The sequence below is a fragment of the Dryocola mayonis genome (assembly GCF_051307045.1).
Taxonomy (GTDB): Bacteria; Pseudomonadota; Gammaproteobacteria; order Enterobacterales; family Enterobacteriaceae; genus Dryocola.
In genome coordinates, this window is sequence record NZ_CP150452.1 from 1,145,128 (window position 1) to 1,164,653 (window position 19,526).

19 protein-coding genes and 2 pseudogenes are annotated in these 19,526 nt (G+C 60.0%); 14 read left to right on the forward strand and 7 right to left on the reverse strand.

Features of this window, described 5'->3' with window-relative positions:
• Nucleotides 1-38: 38 nt before the first annotated feature.
• Complete coding sequence (gene entS / locus WLO32_RS05530; RefSeq protein WP_435947505.1) at nt 39-1,295, forward strand: enterobactin transporter EntS; 1,257 nt, start codon at nt 39-41, stop codon at nt 1,293-1,295.
• On the opposite strand, the gene fepB is transcribed toward entS, so the two are convergent.
• Nucleotides 1,296-2,243, reverse strand: coding sequence for a Fe2+-enterobactin ABC transporter substrate-binding protein (gene fepB, locus WLO32_RS05535; protein WP_435948252.1), 948 nt, complete (start codon nt 2,241-2,243; stop codon nt 1,296-1,298). It abuts the gene before it with no gap.
• 217 nt (nt 2,244-2,460) lie between these two features.
• On the opposite strand from fepB, the pseudogene entC reads away from it, so the two are divergent.
• From entC to ilvN, 12 genes and pseudogenes are all read left to right on the forward strand, one after another.
• A pseudogene (entC, locus tag WLO32_RS05540) lies at nt 2,461-3,643 on the forward strand (isochorismate synthase EntC).
• Complete coding sequence (locus WLO32_RS05545; protein WP_435947507.1) at nt 3,644-5,260, forward strand: (2,3-dihydroxybenzoyl)adenylate synthase; 1,617 nt, start codon at nt 3,644-3,646, stop codon at nt 5,258-5,260.
• A 14-nt stretch (nt 5,261-5,274) separates the two neighbouring features.
• A complete protein-coding gene (locus WLO32_RS05550) occupies nt 5,275-6,135 on the forward strand; it encodes an isochorismatase family protein (protein WP_435947508.1) in 861 nt (286 codons plus the stop codon).
• Nucleotides 6,132-6,884 (forward strand): 2,3-dihydro-2,3-dihydroxybenzoate dehydrogenase, encoded by a 753-nt coding sequence (dhbA, locus tag WLO32_RS05555; RefSeq protein ID WP_435947509.1) that lies wholly within the window; start codon nt 6,132-6,134, stop codon nt 6,882-6,884. The genes WLO32_RS05550 and dhbA overlap by 4 nt, the downstream gene beginning before the upstream one ends.
• An 8-nt stretch (nt 6,885-6,892) precedes the next feature.
• On the forward strand, nt 6,893-7,309 hold the full coding sequence (gene entH, locus WLO32_RS05560; RefSeq protein ID WP_435947510.1) for a proofreading thioesterase EntH: 417 nt from the start codon (nt 6,893-6,895) through the stop codon (nt 7,307-7,309).
• Nucleotides 7,310-7,564: 255 nt separating this feature from the next.
• Nucleotides 7,565-9,670, forward strand: a complete 2,106-nt coding sequence (gene cstA / locus WLO32_RS05565) for a pyruvate/proton symporter CstA (protein WP_435947511.1) — start codon at nt 7,565-7,567, stop codon at nt 9,668-9,670.
• A gap of 89 nt (nt 9,671-9,759) precedes the next feature.
• Nucleotides 9,760-9,957: a YbdD/YjiX family protein gene (locus WLO32_RS05570; RefSeq protein ID WP_121265546.1), complete on the forward strand. Its 198-nt coding sequence runs from the start codon at nt 9,760-9,762 to the stop codon at nt 9,955-9,957.
• A 14-nt stretch (nt 9,958-9,971) separates the two neighbouring features.
• Nucleotides 9,972-10,811 carry a CobW family GTP-binding protein gene (locus WLO32_RS05575; protein WP_435947512.1) on the forward strand — a complete coding sequence of 280 codons (840 nt, stop codon included), beginning with the start codon at nt 9,972-9,974 and terminating at the stop codon, nt 10,809-10,811.
• Complete coding sequence (locus WLO32_RS05580) at nt 10,765-10,995, forward strand: GTP-binding protein (protein ID WP_435947514.1); 231 nt, start codon at nt 10,765-10,767, stop codon at nt 10,993-10,995. Before WLO32_RS05575 ends, WLO32_RS05580 begins: the two co-directional genes overlap by 47 nt.
• Before the next feature lie 118 nt (nt 10,996-11,113).
• Nucleotides 11,114-11,212 carry an ilvB operon leader peptide IvbL gene (ivbL, locus tag WLO32_RS05585; RefSeq protein WP_435947515.1) on the forward strand — a complete coding sequence of 33 codons (99 nt, stop codon included), beginning with the start codon at nt 11,114-11,116 and terminating at the stop codon, nt 11,210-11,212.
• Between the two features lie 110 nt (nt 11,213-11,322).
• Nucleotides 11,323-13,011, forward strand: coding sequence for an acetolactate synthase large subunit (ilvB, locus tag WLO32_RS05590; RefSeq protein WP_435947517.1), 1,689 nt, complete (start codon nt 11,323-11,325; stop codon nt 13,009-13,011).
• A 3-nt stretch (nt 13,012-13,014) separates the two neighbouring features.
• Nucleotides 13,015-13,296, forward strand: a complete 282-nt coding sequence (gene ilvN / locus WLO32_RS05595) for an acetolactate synthase small subunit (RefSeq protein ID WP_435947518.1) — start codon at nt 13,015-13,017, stop codon at nt 13,294-13,296.
• Between the two features lie 30 nt (nt 13,297-13,326).
• Here the strand turns inward: ilvN and WLO32_RS05600 are convergent, their stop codons facing one another.
• From WLO32_RS05600 to WLO32_RS05610, 3 genes and pseudogenes are all read right to left on the reverse strand, one after another.
• Nucleotides 13,327-14,088, reverse strand: a complete 762-nt coding sequence (locus tag WLO32_RS05600; protein ID WP_435947519.1) for an anti-sigma factor family protein — start codon at nt 14,086-14,088, stop codon at nt 13,327-13,329.
• Nucleotides 14,085-14,535, reverse strand: a pseudogene (locus WLO32_RS05605) (sigma-70 family RNA polymerase sigma factor). Before WLO32_RS05605 ends, WLO32_RS05600 begins: the two are co-directional and overlap by 4 nt.
• Nucleotides 14,536-14,623: 88 nt before the next feature.
• Entirely contained in the window at nt 14,624-15,157 is a 534-nt protein-coding gene (locus tag WLO32_RS05610; RefSeq protein ID WP_435947521.1) for a tetratricopeptide repeat protein, read from the reverse strand.
• Between the two features lie 156 nt (nt 15,158-15,313).
• On the opposite strand from WLO32_RS05610, the gene WLO32_RS05615 reads away from it, so the two are divergent.
• Nucleotides 15,314-15,742, forward strand: a complete 429-nt coding sequence (locus WLO32_RS05615) for an OsmC family protein (RefSeq protein ID WP_121265562.1) — start codon at nt 15,314-15,316, stop codon at nt 15,740-15,742.
• Nucleotides 15,743-15,788: 46 nt separating this feature from the next.
• On the opposite strand, the gene lldD is transcribed toward WLO32_RS05615, so the two are convergent.
• Genes lldD through lldP form a run of 3 tightly spaced genes read right to left on the reverse strand, consistent with a single transcriptional unit; the run spans nt 15,789 to nt 19,407 of the window.
• Nucleotides 15,789-16,970, reverse strand: a complete 1,182-nt coding sequence (gene lldD / locus WLO32_RS05620) for an FMN-dependent L-lactate dehydrogenase LldD (protein ID WP_435947523.1) — start codon at nt 16,968-16,970, stop codon at nt 15,789-15,791.
• Nucleotides 16,967-17,755, reverse strand: a complete 789-nt coding sequence (lldR, locus tag WLO32_RS05625) for a transcriptional regulator LldR (RefSeq protein WP_435947525.1) — start codon at nt 17,753-17,755, stop codon at nt 16,967-16,969. Before lldR ends, lldD begins: the two co-directional genes overlap by 4 nt.
• Nucleotides 17,752-19,407 (reverse strand): L-lactate permease, encoded by a 1,656-nt coding sequence (gene lldP, locus WLO32_RS05630; protein WP_435947526.1) that lies wholly within the window; start codon nt 19,405-19,407, stop codon nt 17,752-17,754. Before lldP ends, lldR begins: the two co-directional genes overlap by 4 nt.
• Nucleotides 19,408-19,526: the final 119 nt, after the last annotated feature.

Genomic DNA, 19,526 nt, shown 5'->3' on the forward strand with positions numbered 1-19,526 from the left:
ACGCACCCGGAAAGAAAAATTCGTTTTAAGGTCATGTAATGAACCGCAATTCTCTGTTGTTAAATCTCAGCCTGCTGAAGACCCATCCGGCCTTTCGCGCCGTGTTTCTCGCTCGTTTTATTTCCATCGTCTCGCTGGGGTTGCTGGGCGTGGCGGTGCCGGTGCAGATCCAAACGCTGACGGGCTCTTCGTTGCAGGTGGGCCTTGCGGTGACGCTGACGGGCGGGGCGATGTTCGTCGGGCTGATGATGGGCGGGGTGCTGGCGGACCGCCACGAGCGCCGCCGGCTTATTTTGCTGGCGCGCTCAACCTGCGGTGTAGGCTTTATCGGCCTGACGATTAACGCCGCGCTGCCGGAGCCTTCGCTTGCCGCTATTTATCTGCTCGGCGTGTGGGACGGCTTCTTCGGCGCGATTGGCGTCACCGCGCTGCTGGCGGCGACGCCCGCGCTGGTCGGCCGTGAAAACCTGATGCAGGCGGGGGCGATAACCATGTTGACGGTGCGCCTCGGCTCGGTTATTTCCCCGATGATCGGCGGCCTGCTGCTGGCATCCGGCGGCGTGGTGTGGAACTACGGCCTGGCCTCCATCGGCACTTTCGTCACCTTAATTCCGCTGCTGAGTTTGCCGCTGTTGCCGCCGCCTGCACAGGCGCGGGAAAACCCTCTGCTTTCTTTACTCAACGGGCTGCGTTTTTTGCTCGGCCATCCGATTATCGGCGGTATTGCGCTGGTTGGCGCCCTGCTGACCATGGCGAGCGCCGTGCGGGTGCTGTACCCGGCGCTGGCGGGCCACTGGCAGATGAGCGCCGGACAAATCGGCCTGATGTACGCCGCCGTGCCCCTTGGCGCGGCGATTGGCGCGCTGACCAGCGGACGCATCGCCCATCATGCCCGTCCCGGCGTGATTATGCTGGCAAGCGGCATAGTGTCGTTTATCTCTGTTGGCCTGTTTAGCCTGATGCCGTACTGGGGCCTCGGGCTTGCGTGCCTTGCGCTCTTTGGCTATCTCAGCGCCATCAGCTCCCTGCTGCAATACACCCTGATTCAGACGCTGACGCCGGACGGCATGCTGGGCCGCATCAACGGCTTATGGACGGCGCAAAACGTCACGGGCGACGCCATTGGCGCGGCGATTCTGGGCGGGATGACCGTCGCCATGACGCCGGCTGCGGCGGCAAGCTCGGGCGGGCTGGTGCTGGCCTTAATTGGCGTGGCGCTGGCGGTGGTGCTGACGCAGCTGCGTCGTTACCAGCAGGCCGCCCCGACGCAAGCCGAGGCGGCGACGGCGAAATAATTACTTGCTGCCGAACAGCTCCGTCATGCGCGTAAGCACCTGGCTTGCGCTGTAGTAATCAAGACGGAACGTTTCGGTGCCAAGAGGATAAACGCGCTTGTTTTGCACCGCCGGCAGATGCGCAAGCAAAGGGTCGTTTTGCAGGGCGTCCGCATCTTTTTCGTCGCCTGCGAACAGGAACAGGCTTTCGCCGTTCAGGCCGGCCGCGAGGTTCTCGCCGCCAAGCTGAAGGATATCGTGGCGTTTGCCCATGCTCTGGCTGGTATGAATGGCCGGCGGCACCGTGGAAAGGGTGAAGCCAAGCTGCTGCAGGAGTTTCCCCTGCGCGGATTCAGGCGTCCACAGGTTGGCGGAGCGGGATGCCGGGCTGTAAACCAGGGCGGTGACCGGCTGCGGCGGCAGCGTAATGCGCTTTTTCGCTTCGGTCAGCTGTTTATCGAAACTGGCGATGCGTTCTGCGGCCTGCTTTTCATGGCCGGTGATCGCGCCGAGCTGCGTCAGCACCTGCTGCCAGCTTTTATCGTCGTAATTGATAACAAGCGTCGGGGCGATAGCGGAAAGCTGGTCGTAAAGGGCAAGGGCGGAATCCCCGCCGGTGGCGCTGATTAAAATCAGATCCGGCATCTGGGCGGCCACCGCCTCAGCGCTTGGCTCGCCGATATAGAGACGTTGAATATTACGCTCTTTGGCGATTTTGCCCCACTGGCGCATATAGCCCTGGTCGTCCGCCACGCGGTTGCCGGGCGTTGTGGCGCCGCTTGCGATGACCGGCGCGTCAATGGCCAGCAGCGAGCCGGTCAGCGTGACGCTGGTGGAGACAATGCGCTGCGGCGCCTGAGCGAGGGTGTGGGCGCCGCGGCTGTCCGTCACCTGGCGCGGCCAGTCGGCGGCGTGGGCAAGGCCGCTGAGGCCCAGCAGTAGGGTGGTGCCGATGGTCAGTTTAAGCAGGGCTGAAGAAATTCTTATTTTCACGCGGGCGCATCCTGTTGAAGTAATCAGTAATGCTTCTCATTTTCATGATTATGCCGCTCCGGTGCAAGCGCGGGAAAGGTTAAAAAAAATTTGTCCCGATTGACAGCGAGATCGTTTCTCTTTAGGTTACGACCCCGAAATACAAATGATAATTATTATTACTACCCTTTATCATTTTTTTAACGGAGGACGCATGGATACATTACTGGCCGAGGAGCCACAGAAAAAGCAGCTAACCCCTTGCGCGGATAGCTTTTTCTTTATGTCTCCTTACCGCAGTTTTTCAACCCAGGGCTGCTTTATGCGTCTGGATTGTCCCGCTGAAGACGGCGCGAACGTGCAGGGAAATCTGCAGACGCGGCTGCGCGACGCGTTTGAACGCGCCGCAAAGCAGGGCATAGAAAAGCCGATAGTCGTCGGCGCCATTCCATTCGATACCCGCCAGCCGTCCGCGCTGTTTATTCCGCTAAGCTGGCAGGCGTTCTCTCGTCCCCAGCGTCAGCAGGAAGCTGGCCAAAGCCGGGCGGCGACGCAGCCGGGCATTACCGCTCGCCGGGCTATTCCGGAACAGGATAAGTTCATGGCAATGGTGGCGCACGCCGCGGCCGCCACCGGCGGGCCGGGCATCGATAAAGTGGTGCTGTCGCGCCTGATAGATATCGAAACCGACGCGCCCGTCGATATCCCTGCGCTGCTAAACCGCCTGATTGCCCAGAACCCTGCCAGCTTTAACTTCCACGTCCCGCTGCCGGACGGCAGTTCGCTGCTGGGGGCAAGCCCTGAGCTGCTGCTGCGTAAAAACGGCGAGGCGTTCAGCTCGCTGCCGCTGGCGGGCTCTGCCCGACGCAATAAAGAAGACGCTCAGCAGGACAAAGCGATCGGCGAAGCGCTGATGAACTCCGCCAAAGACCGCCATGAACACGGCCTGGTCACCAGCGCGATGCAAAACGTATTACAGCCGCGCAGCCGTTACCTGGCGCTGCCGGACAAACCCGAGCTGATTACCACGCCAACGCTCTGGCACCTTGCCACGCCCATTGACGGCGAGGCGAAGGACCCGCAGGACAACGCGCTTTCGCTTGCCTGCCTGCTGCATCCCACTCCCGCGCTCAGCGGCTTCCCGCACGAGGCCGCACGGCGGCTGATTGCCGAGCTTGAGCCGTTCGACCGCGAACTGTTCGGCGGCATTGTCGGCTGGTGCGATGCGGAAGGCAACGGCGAGTGGGTTGTGACCATTCGCTGCGCGCGCGTGGCGAAACGGCAGGTTCGTCTGTTTGCCGGGGGCCGGCATCGTGCCCGCCTCGTCGCCGGAATCCGAATGGCGCGAAACCGGGGTAAAACTTTCCACCATGCTTAACGTATTGGGGCTTAATTAAATGGCGATTGAATTCACCCGCTGGCCGGAAGATCTGGCCGCACGCTATCGCGAAAAAGGTTACTGGGCGGACCTGCCGCTCACCGATATTCTGAGCCGGCACGCCAAAAATAACGCTATTGCGCTGATCGACGGCGAGCGCCACTACAGCTACAGCGAGCTGGAGCAGTCGTCGACCCGGCTGGCCTGCGCGCTGCAGCGCCGTGGCCTACGCACCGGCGAAACCGCGCTGGTGCAGCTTGGCAACGTGGCGGAGCTCTACATCACGCTGTTTGCCCTGCTGAAGATCGGCGTAGCGCCGGTTAACGCGCTGTTCAGCCACCAGCGCACCGAGCTGGAGGCCTATGCAAAGCAGCTCGAACCGGCGCTGCTGATCGCCGACCGCAAGCACAATCTTTTCGCGCATGACGATTTTCTCGACTCCCTGTGCAGCCAGAATCCTTCGCTGCGCATGGCGGTATTGCTGAACGAAAACGAACGCGGCCGCTCCCTGAGCGCCTTTATTAACGAGCCGGAAGATAACTTTGTCGCCGCTTCGTCGGCGGCGGACGAGGTGGCCTTTTTCCAGCTATCAGGCGGCAGCACCGGCACGCCGAAACTCATTCCGCGCACGCATAACGATTACTACTACAGCATCCGCCGCAGCGTAGAAATCTGCCGTTTCGATGCAGATACCCGCTTTTTATGCGCTATTCCCGCCGCCCATAACTACGCCTTGAGCTCACCGGGCGCGCTGGGCGTCTTTTACGCCGGCGGCCGCGTGGTGCTGGCAAGCGATCCGAGCGCCACGCTGTGCTTCCCGCTTATCGAACGCCATCAGATAAACGTTACCGCGCTGGTGCCGCCGGCGGTAAGCCTTTGGCTGCAGGCGATTGCCGAGTGGGGCAGCAACAGTTCGCTGGCATCGCTGACTTTATTGCAGGTTGGCGGCGCACGCCTGAGCGAGGCGCTGGCGGCGCGTATTCCGGCGGAAATCGGCTGCCGGCTGCAGCAGGTGTTCGGCATGGCGGAAGGGTTGGTGAACTACACGCGCCTTGATGATGATAATGAGCACATTTTCAAAACCCAGGGCAAACCTATGTGTCCGGACGACGAGGTCTGGGTCGCCGACGAAGACGGCAACCCGCTGCCGTGCGGCGAAGTCGGCCGCCTGATGACCCGCGGCCCGTACACCTTCCGCGGCTATTACCGCAGCCCGGAACACAACGCCTGCGCATTTGACGCCAACGGGTTTTACGCCTCCGGCGATCTTATCTCCATTGCCGAAGACGGTTACATCACCGTGCAGGGCCGCGAAAAAGATCAGATTAACCGCGGCGGGGAGAAGATCGCCGCCGAGGAGATCGAAAACCTGCTGCTGCGCCACGAAGAGATTATCCACGCCGCGCTGGTGTCGATGGAAGACAGCCTGCTGGGCGAGAAAAGCTGCGCGTTTATCGTAGGCAGCCGCCCGTTCCGGGCCGTGGAGATCCGCCGCTACCTGCGCGAGCTGGGCATCGCGGACTTTAAGCTCCCGGATCGTATCGAAATTGTTGAAAGCCTGCCGCTTACGCCGGTCGGCAAAGTGGACAAAAAACGTTTGCGCCAGATGATTGCCCAAAAACAGCTGGCTTCCTGAATCACGGAGAAATTATGGCTATTCCAAAACTGAACGCATATTCCTTACCGACGGCCGCCGACCTTCCGGAAAGCAAGGTGCAGTGGGCCTTCGAACCCGAGCGTGCGGCCCTGTTAATCCATGATATGCAGGAATATTTTATCGATTTCTGGGGCGACAGCTGCCCGATGATCCAGCAGGTTATCGACAATATCGCCGCGCTTCGCCAGTACTGTAAAGCGAACGGCATTCCGGTTTACTACACCGCGCAGCCGAACAACCAGAGCGATGAAGACCGCGCGCTCTTAAACGACATGTGGGGGCCGGGCCTGAACAAACATCCCGAGCGCCAGAAGGTGGTGGCGGCCCTCGCGCCGGATGAAAACGACACCGTGCTGACCAAATGGCGCTACAGCGCCTTTATCCGTTCGCCGCTGGAGCAGAGCCTGAAGGAAACCGGCCGCAACCAGCTGATTATCTGCGGCGTGTACGCCCATATCGGCTGCATGACCACCGCCACCGATGCCTTTATGCGCGATATCAAGCCGTTTATGGTGGCCGACGCGCTGGCCGACTTCAGCCGCGAAGAGCACATGATGGCGCTGAAATATACCGCTGGCCGCTCCGGGCGCGTGGTGATGACCCGCGATCTGCTGCCGGCGTCCGCCCCGCAGAGCAAAGAACAGCTGCGTAACCTGGTGCTGCCGCTGCTCGACGAATCCGACGTCCCGGAAGATGACGAAAACCTGATTGATTACGGTCTGGATTCCGTGCGCATGATGGCGCTGGCGGCGAACTGGCGCAAAGTGCACGCCGACATCGATTTCGTGATGCTGGCGAAAAATCCGACTATCGACGCCTGGTGGGCGCTCCTGTCACGGGAGCCGCAGGCATGAGCATGGATTTTAGCGGCCAGCGCGTCTGGGTGACGGGCGCGGGCAAAGGCATCGGCTACCATACCGCGCTGGCCTTCAGCGCCGCCGGGGCCACGGTTATCGGCTTCGACCTGGCTTTCCCGCTGGAGGTCTATCCGTTCGCCACGGAAACGCTCAACGTAGCGGATGCACAACAGGTCAGCGCCGTCGCTGAGCGTTTACTGAGCGACGCGCCGCAGCTGGACGTGCTGGTCAACGCGGCCGGCATTCTGCGCATGGGCGCGACGGATGCGCTTTCGTTGCAGGACTGGCAGGATACTTTCGCGGTCAACGTGGGCGGCGCGTTCAACATGTTCCGGGCCACCATGCCGCATTTTCGCGCGCAGCGCCGCGGGGCGATGGTCACCGTAGCTTCCGACGCGGCCCACACGCCGCGCACCGGCATGTCCGCTTACGGCGCGTCGAAAGCCGCGCTGAAAAGCCTGGCGCTGACCGTTGGGCTGGAACTTGCGCCTTTCGGCGTGCGGTGCAACCTGGTCTCCCCTGGCTCCACCGATACCGATATGCAGCGTACGCTGTGGAAAACGCCGGATGCGGAACAGCAGCGTATTAAGGGGTTCCCGGAGCAGTTCAAGCTGGGCATCCCGCTGGGCAAAATCGCCCGTCCGCAGGAGATTGCCGGCACCATTATGTTCCTCGCATCCGGGCACGCCAGCCACATCACCCTGCAGGACATCGTGATCGACGGCGGCGCGACGCTTGGCGCCTAGGGGAAGAGATGAGTATCTGGAAACGAAGCCTCACGCTGGATGAGCTAAACGGCATGGGCGAGAAGTCTATGGTGGCGCTGCTCGGCATCATCTTTACGCGCATTGATGAAGAGAGCCTGGAGGCGGAAATGCCGGTGGATGAGCGCACCCATCAGCCCTTCGGGCTGCTGCACGGCGGCGCGTCTGCGGCGCTGGCGGAAACCCTGGGGTCGATGGCCGGCTTCCTGACGACCACGGAGGGGCAGTGCGTGGTGGGTACGGAAATCAACGCCAGCCATCATCGCGCCGTGGCGTCCGGCAGGGTGCGCGGCGTGTGCAAACCGCTTCATCTGGGGAAATCTTCCCAGGTCTGGGAAATCGCCATCTTCGATAGCCGCGGCAAACGCTGCTGCACCAGCCGTTTGACGACGGCGGTATTGGGTTAAACATTAGCGGTGGAGGGCGGCCTGCGCTTATCCACCCTAAGATTCAAAGCCACCCGGCGCCTTTGTGCAAACACTGCATTTGCCGCCCGGCGTTTACCACACTTTTACATGACAAAGTGATCTCCTTAACAAGCTGATGTAAAGACCTGGTCAAACCACCGCATTCCGCTGCTTCCATATTGTTAAATCCAACCTTTTGTTCTAGAAACAAAATGTAACACCTTCACGTTTCTGGCCTGACAATGGAAAACAAATATGAATAACCCAGGGAAACATCTCATATGGGCGGCGCTCGCGGTTATCGGGGCTTTCGCTCTCGGCTATATCGCGCTTAACCGGGGTGAACAAATCAACGCCCTGTGGATCGTGGTCGCCTCAGTCTGCGTCTATCTCATCGCTTATCGCTATTACGGCCTGTTTATCGCGAAACGCGTGCTGACCGTCGACGCCACCCGTATGACGCCCGCCGTGCGCCATAACGACGGGCTGGACTATGTGCCTACGGATAAAAAAGTGCTGTTCGGTCACCATTTTGCCGCCATCGCCGGGGCAGGGCCGCTGGTCGGCCCGGTGCTTGCCGCGCAGATGGGCTACCTGCCGGGCATGCTCTGGCTGCTGGCGGGCGTGGTGCTTGCCGGCGCGGTACAGGACTTTATGGTGCTGTTCGTCTCAACCCGCCGTGACGGGCGCTCGCTGGGCGAGCTGGTGAAAGAAGAGATGGGCAATACCGCCGGCGTCATCGCGCTGGTGGCCTGTTTTATGATTATGGTGATCATCCTCGCCGTGCTGGCGATGATCGTGGTGAAAGCGCTGACCCACAGCCCGTGGGGTACCTGGACCGTCGCCTTCACCATTCCGCTGGCGCTGTTTATGGGCGTTTATATTCGTTATCTGCGCCCCGGCCGTATCGGCGAGGTGTCGATTATCGGCCTGGTATGCCTGATTTTCGCCATTATTTCCGGCGGCTGGGTGGCGCAAAGCGAAACCTGGGCGCCGTACTTTGACTATACCGGCGTACAGCTAACCTGGATTCTGGTGGGCTACGGTTTTGTGGCGGCGGTATTGCCGGTGTGGCTGCTGCTTGCCCCGCGCGACTACCTCTCAACCTTCCTGAAAATCGGCACCATTATCGGGCTGGCCATCGGTATTTTGATTATGCGTCCCACGCTGCAAATGCCGTCGCTGACCAAATTTATCGACGGCACCGGCCCGGTGTGGAGCGGCGATCTGTTTCCGTTCCTGTTTATCACCATCGCCTGCGGCGCGGTTTCCGGCTTCCACGCGCTGATCGCCTCCGGCACCACGCCAAAAATGCTGGCTAACGAAAACCAGGCCTGCTTTATCGGCTACGGCGGCATGCTAATGGAATCGTTCGTGGCGATCATGGCGCTGGTCGCGGCCTGCGTTATCGACCCGGGCGTGTACTTCGCCATGAACAGCCCGATGGCGGTGCTGGCTCCGGCGGGCGCTACGGACGTTGTGGCGAGCGCTGCAAGCGTGGTGAGCAGCTGGGGCTTCCAGATCACCCCGGAAACCTTAACCAATATCGCTAACGAAGTGGGCGAACAGAGCATTATTTCACGCGCGGGCGGCGCGCCGACGCTGGCCGTTGGCATGGCTTACATTCTGCACGGCGCGCTGGGCGGCCTGATGGACGTTTCGTTCTGGTATCACTTCGCCATTCTGTTCGAGGCGCTGTTTATCCTGACGGCGGTGGATGCGGGCACGCGCGCGGCGCGCTTTATGCTGCAGGATCTGCTGGGCGTTATCTCTCCGGGGCTTAAGAGAACCGACTCGCTGCCGGCCAACCTGCTGGCAACGGCGCTGTGCGTGCTGGCGTGGGGCTACTTCCTGCACCAGGGCGTGGTCGACCCGCTCGGCGGCATCAACACCCTGTGGCCGCTGTTTGGCATCGCCAACCAGATGCTGGCGGGCATGGCGCTGATGCTCTGTGCGGTGGTGCTGTTCAAAATGAAACGGCAGAAATACGCCTGGGTGGCGCTGGTGCCGACGGCCTGGCTGCTGATCTGCACCCTGGCAGCGGGCTGGCAGAAAGCCTTTAGCCCGGATGTGAAGGTAGGCTTCCTGGCCATCGCCAACAGGTTCCAGGCCATGATCGACAGCGGCAACATTCCGGCGCAGTACACCCAGTCGCAGCTTGCGCAGCTGGTGTTTAACAACCGTCTGGACGCCGGGCTGACCATTTTCTTTATGGTGGTCGTGGTGGTGCTGGGTCTGTTCTCGATTAAAACGGCGCTAAAAGCGCTGAAAGCGGACAGGCCGACCGCCAACGAAACGCCGTATGAGAAGATGCCTGAGAACTACGAGGATATCGTGGCGCAGGCTAAGAGCGCGCACTAGCATCAGGGGCGGGAGGCGCTTTGCGCTTACCCGCCCTGGATTTTACAGGGTGGATATGAACGCGCCATCCACCTCTTGCAGGAGAAACCATGTTCGACACCCTCGCCAAAGCAGGTAAGTATCTCGGCCAGGCCGCCAAACTGATGGTCGGCGTGCCGGATTATGATAACTACGTGCAGCATATGCGTCTCACGCACCCCGAGCAGACGCCGATGACCTACGAAGAGTTTTTCCGCGAGCGTCAGGACGCGCGCTACGGCGGTAAAGGCGGCGCTCGCTGCTGTTAAATAAGGATTTTGTCATGAATGAAGCGGTATCCGTCACGTTGTTAACCGGTTTTCTCGGCTCCGGGAAAACCACTTTGCTCAATTATTTCCTCGCGCATAATGACAGCCAGCCCGTCGCCATTCTTGAAAACGAATTCGGCGCGGTGAATATCGATGGCGCGCTGCTGCGCGGCGGGGAAAATATCAGCGTCGTGGAGCTGAGCAACGGCTGCGTCTGCTGCAGCGTGCGCGGGGAATTCACGGCCGCGCTAAGCGAAATGCTGGATAAACGCGCCGCAGGGGAGCTGCGGTTTGAGCGCCTGATAGTGGAGACCACGGGCCTTGCGGATCCCGCCCCGATCGTTCAGACCTTTTTTGTGGATGAACGCCTGCGTGAGGCGCTGCGGCTGGACGCGGTAATCGCCCTTGCCGATGCCGAACATATTTCCCGCCAGCTTGATGAACACGCCGTAGCCGCTTCGCAGATGGGATTTGCCGATCGCATTTTGCTGACGAAATCCGATCGCGTCGACGAGGAAACAAAAGCCCTGGCGCTGGCAAGGATTCATCGCATCAACAGCAAAGCGGAGATCTTCGAGATCGTGAACGGCGAATGCCCGGCGGATCTCTGGCTCGATCTGAACGCTTTTGAGCTGACGGATAACGTTGAGCTGGCGGGAGGGTTTCATATTATCCGCGCGGACAGCCGCCAAGCTTCGCGCTTTCAGCCGTTCCGCAAAGCAGAGATAAAACAGTCCTGGGACGATGCCATTCAGGCGCACGTTTTTGACGCGGGCCCTGCTGGATTTGAAAAAAATCGGCGCTTTTATGGAAAGCTGCATCGCCCGTTTTGGCAACGACATGCTGCGCTATAAGGGCGTACTGGCGATTAGCGACAACCCGCAGCGCCTGATCGTGCAGGGCGTGCATAAAGTGGTGGGCTTTGACTACGGTTCGGCCTGGCAGCCCCAGCAGCCCCGCGTTTCAAGGCTGGTGATTATCGGCCGCTATCTGCCGGTTGACGAATTACGGCGGGAGTTTGCTGCAACGGCTGTTTAAGAGGTGTGATCTCAAGCACGTTTTTTATTTCCGACGCATAAAGCTATTGTGCGAAACGAAGCAGTGTGTTTGTATGATTTTCACGTTAACTTTACGTTACTTAATATTCGAGACCCAAATGACTCCATTTACCCGCAACGCTAACCTACTACTTACCGCGCTACCAGCCGCGGTGGTCGTCGTGCGTGTGGTGGTGGTCGTCGGCATTGCGCCGTAGGGTCTGAATCAACGCATCGATTCCAAAACCCCGCCGGCGCAAACCGGGCGGGGTTTCTTGTTTTAGTCCCCCGGCCGAAAAGCGAAACGGCATACAAGAAGGACTGGAGCATGGCAATTTCGGAAAACCCACCGCAGGCTGGCCGCATTACCGGCGCGCAGCTGATTGTTAAAATGCTTGAGCATCACGGTATTACCACCGTCAGCGGCATTCCCGGCGGCACCGTCCTGCCGCTGTACAATGCGCTAAGCCAGAGTAAAACCATCCGTCATATCCTGGCCCGCCATGAGCAGGGCGCGGGCTTTATGGCGCAGGGCATGGCGCGTACCCAGGGCAAAGCGGCGGTATGCCTCGCCTGCAGCGGCCCGGGAGCCACCAACCTGGTGACGGCCATTGCCGATGCGCGCCTCGACTCTATCCCGCTGGTGTGCATCACCGGCCAGGTGCCGACCTCGATGATCGGCAGCGATGCGTTCCAGGAAGTGGATACCTACGGCATCTCCATTCCGATCACCAAACACAACTATCTGGTACGCGATATTACCGAGCTGCCGCAGGTTATCTGCGACGCGTTCCGCATTGCTGAGTCCGGCCGTCCTGGCCCGGTGTGGATTGATATCCCGAAAGATGTGCAGACCGCCGAAATCGAAATCAGCGCGCTGCCGGCCGTATCTCAACCCACACCGGCGCCTGAATTTGAAGCGCGGCAAATCGCCGACGCCGCAGAGATGATCAACCAGGCGCAGCGCCCGGTGCTCTATCTGGGCGGCGGCATTATCAACGCCCACGAAAAAGCGCGCGAGCTTGCCGAAAAAGCCCACCTGCCGACCACCATGACGCTGATGGCTCTTGGCACCCTTCCCGCCCGGCATCCTCTGTCGCTGGGCATGCTGGGCATGCACGGCGCGCGCAGCACCAACTATATTCTGCAGGAAGCTGACCTGCTGATCGTTATGGGCGCGCGCTTTGACGACCGGGCCATCGGTAAAACCGAGCAGTTCTGCCCGCACGCGAAAATCATTCACGTGGATATCGACCGGGCCGAGCTTGGGAAAATCAAGCAGGCGCACGTCGCCATTCGCGGCGACGTGGGTGAGGTGCTGGAACAGCTGCTGCCAAAAATCGACGCCCGGCCGCGTCGGTCATGGTTGCAGCAGGTGGCCGGCCTGCAGCAGGAATTTCCTTTCAGCATGCCGGGCCAGGATAACCCGCTGACGCCGTATGGCCTGATTCACGGCGCCGCCGCGTGCGTGGATGACGAAGCCATTATCACCACCGACGTAGGCCAGCATCAGATGTGGGTGGCGCAGGCCTATCCGCTGAACCGGCCGCGCCAGTGGCTGACCTCCGGCGGGCTGGGAACCATGGGCTTCGGCCTGCCTGCCGCCGTAGGCGCGGCGCTTGCGGAGCCGCAGCGTAAAGTGCTGTGCTTCTCGGGCGACGGCAGCATCATGATGAATATTCAGGAGATGGCCACCGCCGCCGAGCACAATCTGGACGTTAAAATCATCCTGATGAACAACCAGGCGCTGGGGCTGGTGCATCAGCAGCAAACGCTGTTCTACGAGCAAAACGTGTTTGCCGCGACCTATTCCGGACAGACTAACTTCCTCAAAATTGCCGAAGGCTTCGGCCTTGCGACCTGCGATCTGAACGCGGCGGAAAACCCGCAGGCGGCGCTCCAGGAGGCGATTTCCCGTCCGGGGCCTTGCCTTATCCACGTCAGAATCGACGCGAGCGAAAAAGTATTCCCGATGGTGCCGCCAGGCGCTGCCAACGTTGAGATGATTGGAGAGTAAGCCATGCAACAACTGACCGTTATTCTGGAACTTACGGTGCGCAACCACCCGGGCGTGATGTCCCACATTTGCGGCCTGTTTGCCCGCCGCGCCTTTAACGTGGAGGGCATTTTGTGTCTGCCGCTACCAGGCGGCGAGCAGAGCCGCATCTGGCTGCAGGTCGCCGACGACCGCCGTCTGGAGCAGATGATTAGCGAGATTGATAAGCTTGAAGACGTGGTGCAAATCAAACGCGACGTCGACGGCGCCGGCGTATTCGGCAGGCTGACGGCGCTGGTGCAGTAAATCATTTACGGGTGGATAACGTTTTTGCGCTTATCCACCCTGAACCTGGCCGCTCAGCTCCTGCTTTAACTGCACGGCAATCCTGCTCATCTCTTCCGGCGAACCATGGCCTATCACCATAAAGCTGTGGGTCTTATTCGCCCAGTACACCACGTTCATTCCCAGCCTCTGCTCGCTTTTCGCAGCCGAAGGCGGCTGCGCGTTAGCCGTAATGCACAGCGCCAGCGGGGCATGGCGCGCATCAAGCCAGGTGATTTGCGCGATGCGCTGCTCGTCATAAGCCAGCACGCGCGCGTTTTTTAACGCTGCGTTCGGCAGGCGCAGACGCTCAACCGCAAGCGGCAGGCCGAGCCGATCGCCAGTCGTTTTGACCTGCGTTGCCAGCGCCTGCGCCGTTGGGGTTTCGGCCAGGGTTTCCGGCGTGTAGAGCGCCATATACTGAGCGACCAGGCTGCGCCAGTTTTCCTCAGGCCTGGAGAAATGCAGAAAAACCCGGTCGCCGGTGATGCCGAGCGCAAGGAAGCAGACCGCGGCGGCAAGCAGGCCGCGGCGGGAAACGCCAGGCGAGGCCGGAGCGCGAAGGTGTTTTTTCAAATCCTCCCGCGCAGCCGCATCGAGCAGCGGCTCAAATGCCTTTTTAAAAGGCAGATTGCTGCGTTCGATAAAGGCCAGGCGCTCGATCAGATCGCTTTCGCGGGTCAGGCGTAGCTCAACCTCGGCCCGCTCGGCAGGGCTCAGTTCGTTATCCAGCCAAGCCACCAGCAGTTCATCCGTCCCTTTCGCAAGCGTCATGATTTATCTCCTTTTACCCGCGGCGGAGTGGGCTGCAGCACGCGATCCTGGGCCAGCGTCACCCGCGCGGCGGCAAGCCTGCTCATGACCGTTCCCACCGGCACGTTCAGCACTTCTGCGGCCTCGCGGTAAGAAAGCTCCTCCACGTAAACCAAAAATACCGTGTCGCGCTGGGCCTCGGGCAAACGGTTCACCCGCTGCATTATCTCGTTTGACCAGATGGAATCGTCGTGGTTTTCCACGCCGCTCAGCTCGGCGACATCCACAAACCCCTGGCCCCGACGGATAAGCTGCGAGCGAACTTCGTTAAGCCACACGGAATGTAAAATGGAAAACAGCCAGCGGTCCAGGCGGGTGCCGGGCTTAAATTGCGCAGCGCGCTCCAGCGCCCGCACGCAGGTGGCCCTGCACTAAATCATCCGCAACGTCCCGCCGGTGGGACAGCACCAGGCCGTAGCGCCACAGGCGGGGAAGATATTGCGCGATCTCACGGCGTATCGCTTCGCTGTTAATTTTTTGCCTCCGCGGGCCGGGATCAGGATTCAGGATGGCCGTCGATCGCCGCCGCCAGATCGCGATACTCCTCGCAGCCGGTGCCGCACAGCGTTTTAATCGTCGCAAGCTGTTCGCGGGCCAAATCAGGACGGTTTTTGATCATGTACGCTTCCCCGAGATATTCGCGAACCTTCGGATACTGAGGATCGAGCGCCACTGATTTTAAATAATAGCCGATTCCTTCATCGGTACGGCCCAGCTTGCGGGTGGCGTAACCGCGATAGTTCAGCGCCTCGGCGGTATCAGGATTTTTAAGCGTGTTGAGCATATCCAGCGCTTCCTGATAGCGCCCGGCTTTTGCCAGCGCATAGGCGTAATCCGTGCGCGCCTTGTCGCCAGTCATCCCGCCTTTATCCACCATGCAGGTTTTAGTTTTTGAATCGTAAATTTGCCCTTTCGCACACGTGGGCGGAACAGGCTCGTCGCTGCTGCCGCCCATGGCCTGCGCGAAGCCGGAGAAGAGCACAATAGCGGTGGCTACTGCGGGTAATAAAGTGGAGATAAAACGCTTCATGGTCGTGCCCTCATCGTATCAGGTACGGAGTGAACACCCGGCGGGGAGGATTTATTCGATTTATTTTTAAACGGGCTAAGGATTGCTCCGAGTTCCCGGGCAGCCTTATTTTGAGCCTCTATACTTATCGTCTGTGTAAATAAAAGGAGCGACGATATGACTATTCACAAGAAAGGGCAGGCCCACTGGGAAGGCGATATTAAAAGCGGCAAAGGCACGGTATCTACCGAAAGCGGCGCGTTGAAACAGCAACCCTACGGCTTTAATACCCGTTTCGAAGGCGCGGCCGGCACCAACCCGGAAGAGCTGATCGGCGCGGCCCACGCGGCCTGCTTCTCCATGGCGCTTTCGCTGATGCTGGGCGAAGAAGGCTTTACGGCGGAAAGCATCGACACCACTGCGGACGTCTCTCTTGATAAAAAAGACGGCGGTTTCGCCATTACCAAAATTGCGCTTAACAGCAGCGTAAAAGTGCCGAATATCGACGTTTCAGAGTTCGACAAAATTATTCAGAAAGCCAAAGCGGGCTGCCCGGTATCCCAGCTGCTGAAAGCTGAAATCTCACTGGACTACAAGCTTAACTAATCCGTTGTTCCGATGTCTCCAGAAGCCTCTGGAGACATCCTCTTCGTTAAAAGCCAACCGCCATATCCGCAGGGGAAAGAATATCTTTCAGGCCTTCGCGCACCAGAAGCTCGGGGCTGATTTCCGCTATATTTTTCGCGCCGGTTAGCGTCATCGCCACCTTCATCTCTTTTTCGATCAGGTTCAGCAGGTTAGCCACGCCGGCCTGGCCGTGGGTGGCCAGCGCGTAGAGATAAGCGCGGCCCAGCAGCACGGTATCGGCCCCCAGCGCAATCATGCGCACCACGTCAAGCCCGTTGCGGATGCCGCTGTCGGCCAGAATAGCGATATCGCCTTTAACCGCGTCGGCAATGGCGGGCAGCGCGCGGCAGGACGACAGCACGCCGTCGAGCTGGCGGCCGCCGTGGTTCGACACCACAATTCCGTCGGCGCCGAAGCGTACCGCGTCTTTGGCGTCTTGCGGATCGAGAATGCCTTTGATGATCATCGGGCCGTCCCAGAATTCACGGATCCACTCCAGATCGCTCCAGGAGATGGACGGATCGAAGTTGTTCGCCAGCCAGCCGATGTAGTCTTCCAGCCCGGTTGGCTTGCCTAAGTAGGCTGAGATATTCCCCAAATCGTGAGGACGGCCGTTAAGGCCCACGTCCCAGGCCCACTGCGGATGCGTCGCCGCCTGCCAGTAGCGCCGCATCGCTGCGTTCGCTCCGCTCATGCCGGAATGGGCATCGCGGTAGCGCGCGCCGGGCGTAGGCATATCGACGGTAAAGACTAATGTTGAGCAGCCGGCGGCTTTGGCGCGCTCCAGCGCGTTGCGCATAAAGCCGCGATCTTTTAGCACATACAGCTGGAACCACATCGGACGGTCGATGGCCGGGGCGACCTCTTCGATTGGGCACACGGACACGGTGGACAGGGTAAAGGGAATGCCTTTTGCCGCGGCGGCTTTGGCCGCCTGAACCTCGCCGCGACGCGCGTACATGCCGCATAACCCCACCGGAGCAAGCGCCACCGGCATCGAAAGCGTTTCGTTAAACAGCTTGGTTTCCAGGCTCAGCGCCGACATATTCTTCAGCACGCGCTGTCTTAACGCCACCTGCGCCAGATCTTCCACGTTGCGGCGCAGGGTTTGCTCGGCATAGGCGCCGCCGTCGATATAGTGAAATAAGAAGGGCGGCAGGATGCGCCGGGCGGCGGCGCGATAGTCGGATGCAGCTGAAATAATCATGAATTTTCTTCCCTTGTTACGTCGGTATCTTCATCCGGCAGGCGGGTAATGCGTGCCTGCCGGGCTTCGTCTTCGTGCAGGGTTTTGAGGGTGGTATGCACAAACCCGAGGTGCGTCTTCGCGGCACGGCGCGCGCGCTCCGGGTCGCCTGCCAGAATCGCCTGCAGCAGTTCGTTATGCTGTTCGGTAAGCCCGGCAAAAATGCTGGGAACGGTATACATGCGCCGGCGGCTGTGCATCACCGAGGACTGCAAAAGATCGAAAAAGCCGCGCATGGTCTGAAGCAGCACGATATTGTGCGAGGCCTCAGCGATGGCCAGATGAAAACGCACGTCGGCCTGGGCGGCCAGATCCGGATCGTCGCTTTCCTTGAATTTTAGGGTGGCGTCAAAACAGGCGATTAATTTTTCTTTGTCGGCGGGCGTGGCGCGCATTGCCGCATGCCAGGCGGTGCTCGCTTCGATGGCGTGGCGCGCTTCTAAAATGTCGTAGCGATAGTTGGGATCGTCTTCGACAAGGGTTTTGAGCGGCTGTACGATGCGCTGCTCGGACCACGCCTGCACCTCATAGCGCACAAAAGTGCCGCCGCCGCGGCGGCTAATCAGCACGCCTTCGCTAATCAGCTTTTGTATCGCTTCGCGGATGGACGAGCGGGAGACGCCCATCTCGCAGGCCAGCTGGCGTTCGGCGGGCAACCGCATGCCCGCCTCCAGTTTACGTTCGTTAATCAGCGCCTTCAGGCGATCGACCAGATGGTCGGCCAGGCGCGGTCTTGCGGTGGTCATGGAATCATCCAGGTCAGTACATAAGCCTGCAGGGTGGTAATCGCGCCCACCATGCAGGTGAAAATCAGGCTGTGTTTGACGGTAAAGCGGAACAGATCTGACTCTTTACCGACCAGCCCTACGGCCGCGCAGGCGATAGCGATGGACTGCGGAGAAATCATCTTCCCGGTGACGCCGCCGGTGGTGTTTGCCGCCACCAGCAGCAAATCCGAAACGCCGATCTGCTGTGCGGTAGTGGCCTGCAAAGCCGCGAACAGCGCGTTTGAGGAGGTATCTGAACCGGTCAGGAACACGCCCAGCCAGCCGAGGAACGGCGAGAAGAAGGTGAACGCGTGCCCGGTGTGTGCCAGCGCCAGCGCAAGGGTGGCCGAAAGTCCGGAATAGTTAGAGATAAAGGCGAACGCAAGCACCATGCCGATGGAGTAAATCGGCAGCGCCAGCTCCCTGAGCGTCTCGCCGAAGGTTTCAACCGCGGCCTTCGGCTTCATGCGCAGATAGACGATGGAGATGAGGGCGGCGACCAGAATGGCGGTGCCGGTCGCGGAGAACCAGTCGAACTTGTACACCGCCGCGTAGGCCACGCTTTCCGCCACCACCGGCGGCATCTTCGCCACCAGCTTGTCGAGGAAGGGCACGGAAACGTTGAATACCCAGTCCGCCAGCGCGCCGCCCGGCGCGAACAGCGCTTTAAACGGCGGCACGCTCCAGATAGTCACGGTGGCGGTCAGGAAGATAAACGGCATCCAGGCGCGAATAACCTGGCCGGCGGTATAGTTTTTACGGGCGAGGGTCTGATCGGTCACCGACGCGCCAACGTCGCCGAAGCGGAAGATGCGCACCGGTTTCCAGACGCGCAGGAAAGCGGTCAAACAGACCAGCGAAACCAGCGAGGAGATAATATCCGGCAGCTCCGGCCCAAGGAAGTTGGAGCTCAGGAACTGAGCGATAGCGAACGAGCCGCCGGCGACCATGACCGCAGGCCAGGTCTCTTTAATGCCGCGCCAGCCGTCCATGATCGCCATTATCCAGAACAGCACGATAATCGTCAGGAACGGCAGCTGGCGGCCAACCATCTGGCCAATTTCAAAGCTGTCCAGCCCGGTAACCTGTCCCGCCACGATAATCGGAATGCCCATCGCGCCAAAAGCCACCGGCGCGGTGTTGACAATCAGGCACAGGCCGGCGGCGTAAAGAGGATTAAAGCCCAGGCCGACCAGCAGGGCGGCGGTGATGGCTACCGGCGCGCCGAATCCCGCGGCCCCTTCCAGGAACGCGCCAAAGGAAAAGCCGACGATCAGCATTTGCAGGCGCTGATCCGGCGTGATGGAGAGAATCGACGAACGGATAATGTCGAACTGCCCGGTTTTCACCGAGATTTTATAGACGAATACGGCGGCGATAATAATCCATGCTATCGGCCACAGGCCGTAGAAGAAGCCGTACACCACCGATGCCAGCGCCCGGTCAACCGGCATGCGGTAGAAGAACAGCGCGACCAGCAGGGCAAGGCCGACCGTCAGCGTTGCGGCCAGATAGCCCTTCATGCGCAGCTTAATCAACGCGTAGAAGAAGAACACAATGGGCAGGGCGGCAATCAGGCTGGACAGCCAGATATTACCTGCCGGGTCGTAAACTTGTTGCCAGGCTTGCATGCGGGAGATCTCCGGAACGTGACGGGCTTATTATTTTTCGCCAGATTGGTAGGACCAATCGTGCAATGTAGGGTGTTTGAGGTTTTATGGTTAACTTTGTGTTAACTGATGGCAATATT

Excerpts from the sequence above, each read along its gene's own strand:
- WLO32_RS05610 (WP_435947521.1), bottom strand. The coding sequence starts at position 15,157 with ATGAAGCGTTTTATCTCCACTTTATTACCCGCAGTAGCCACCGCTATT.
- dhbA (WP_435947509.1), top strand. The coding sequence starts at position 6,132 with ATGAGCATGGATTTTAGCGGCCAGCGCGTCTGGGTGACGGGCGCGGGC.
- ivbL (WP_435947515.1), top strand. The coding sequence starts at position 11,114 with ATGACTCCATTTACCCGCAACGCTAACCTACTACTTACCGCGCTACCA.
- entS (WP_435947505.1), top strand. The coding sequence starts at position 39 with ATGAACCGCAATTCTCTGTTGTTAAATCTCAGCCTGCTGAAGACCCAT.
- WLO32_RS05575 (WP_435947512.1), top strand. The coding sequence starts at position 9,972 with ATGAATGAAGCGGTATCCGTCACGTTGTTAACCGGTTTTCTCGGCTCC.
- WLO32_RS05570 (WP_121265546.1), top strand. The coding sequence starts at position 9,760 with ATGTTCGACACCCTCGCCAAAGCAGGTAAGTATCTCGGCCAGGCCGCC.
- ilvN (WP_435947518.1), top strand. The coding sequence starts at position 13,015 with ATGCAACAACTGACCGTTATTCTGGAACTTACGGTGCGCAACCACCCG.
- WLO32_RS05545 (WP_435947507.1), top strand. The coding sequence starts at position 3,644 with ATGGCGATTGAATTCACCCGCTGGCCGGAAGATCTGGCCGCACGCTAT.
- lldD (WP_435947523.1), bottom strand. The coding sequence starts at position 16,970 with ATGATTATTTCAGCTGCATCCGACTATCGCGCCGCCGCCCGGCGCATC.
- cstA (WP_435947511.1), top strand. The coding sequence starts at position 7,565 with ATGAATAACCCAGGGAAACATCTCATATGGGCGGCGCTCGCGGTTATC.
- lldR (WP_435947525.1), bottom strand. The coding sequence starts at position 17,755 with ATGACCACCGCAAGACCGCGCCTGGCCGACCATCTGGTCGATCGCCTG.
- entH (WP_435947510.1), top strand. The coding sequence starts at position 6,893 with ATGAGTATCTGGAAACGAAGCCTCACGCTGGATGAGCTAAACGGCATG.
- lldP (WP_435947526.1), bottom strand. The coding sequence starts at position 19,407 with ATGCAAGCCTGGCAACAAGTTTACGACCCGGCAGGTAATATCTGGCTG.
- WLO32_RS05615 (WP_121265562.1), top strand. The coding sequence starts at position 15,314 with ATGACTATTCACAAGAAAGGGCAGGCCCACTGGGAAGGCGATATTAAA.
- ilvB (WP_435947517.1), top strand. The coding sequence starts at position 11,323 with ATGGCAATTTCGGAAAACCCACCGCAGGCTGGCCGCATTACCGGCGCG.
- WLO32_RS05600 (WP_435947519.1), bottom strand. The coding sequence starts at position 14,088 with ATGACGCTTGCGAAAGGGACGGATGAACTGCTGGTGGCTTGGCTGGAT.
- WLO32_RS05550 (WP_435947508.1), top strand. The coding sequence starts at position 5,275 with ATGGCTATTCCAAAACTGAACGCATATTCCTTACCGACGGCCGCCGAC.
- WLO32_RS05580 (WP_435947514.1), top strand. The coding sequence starts at position 10,765 with ATGGAAAGCTGCATCGCCCGTTTTGGCAACGACATGCTGCGCTATAAG.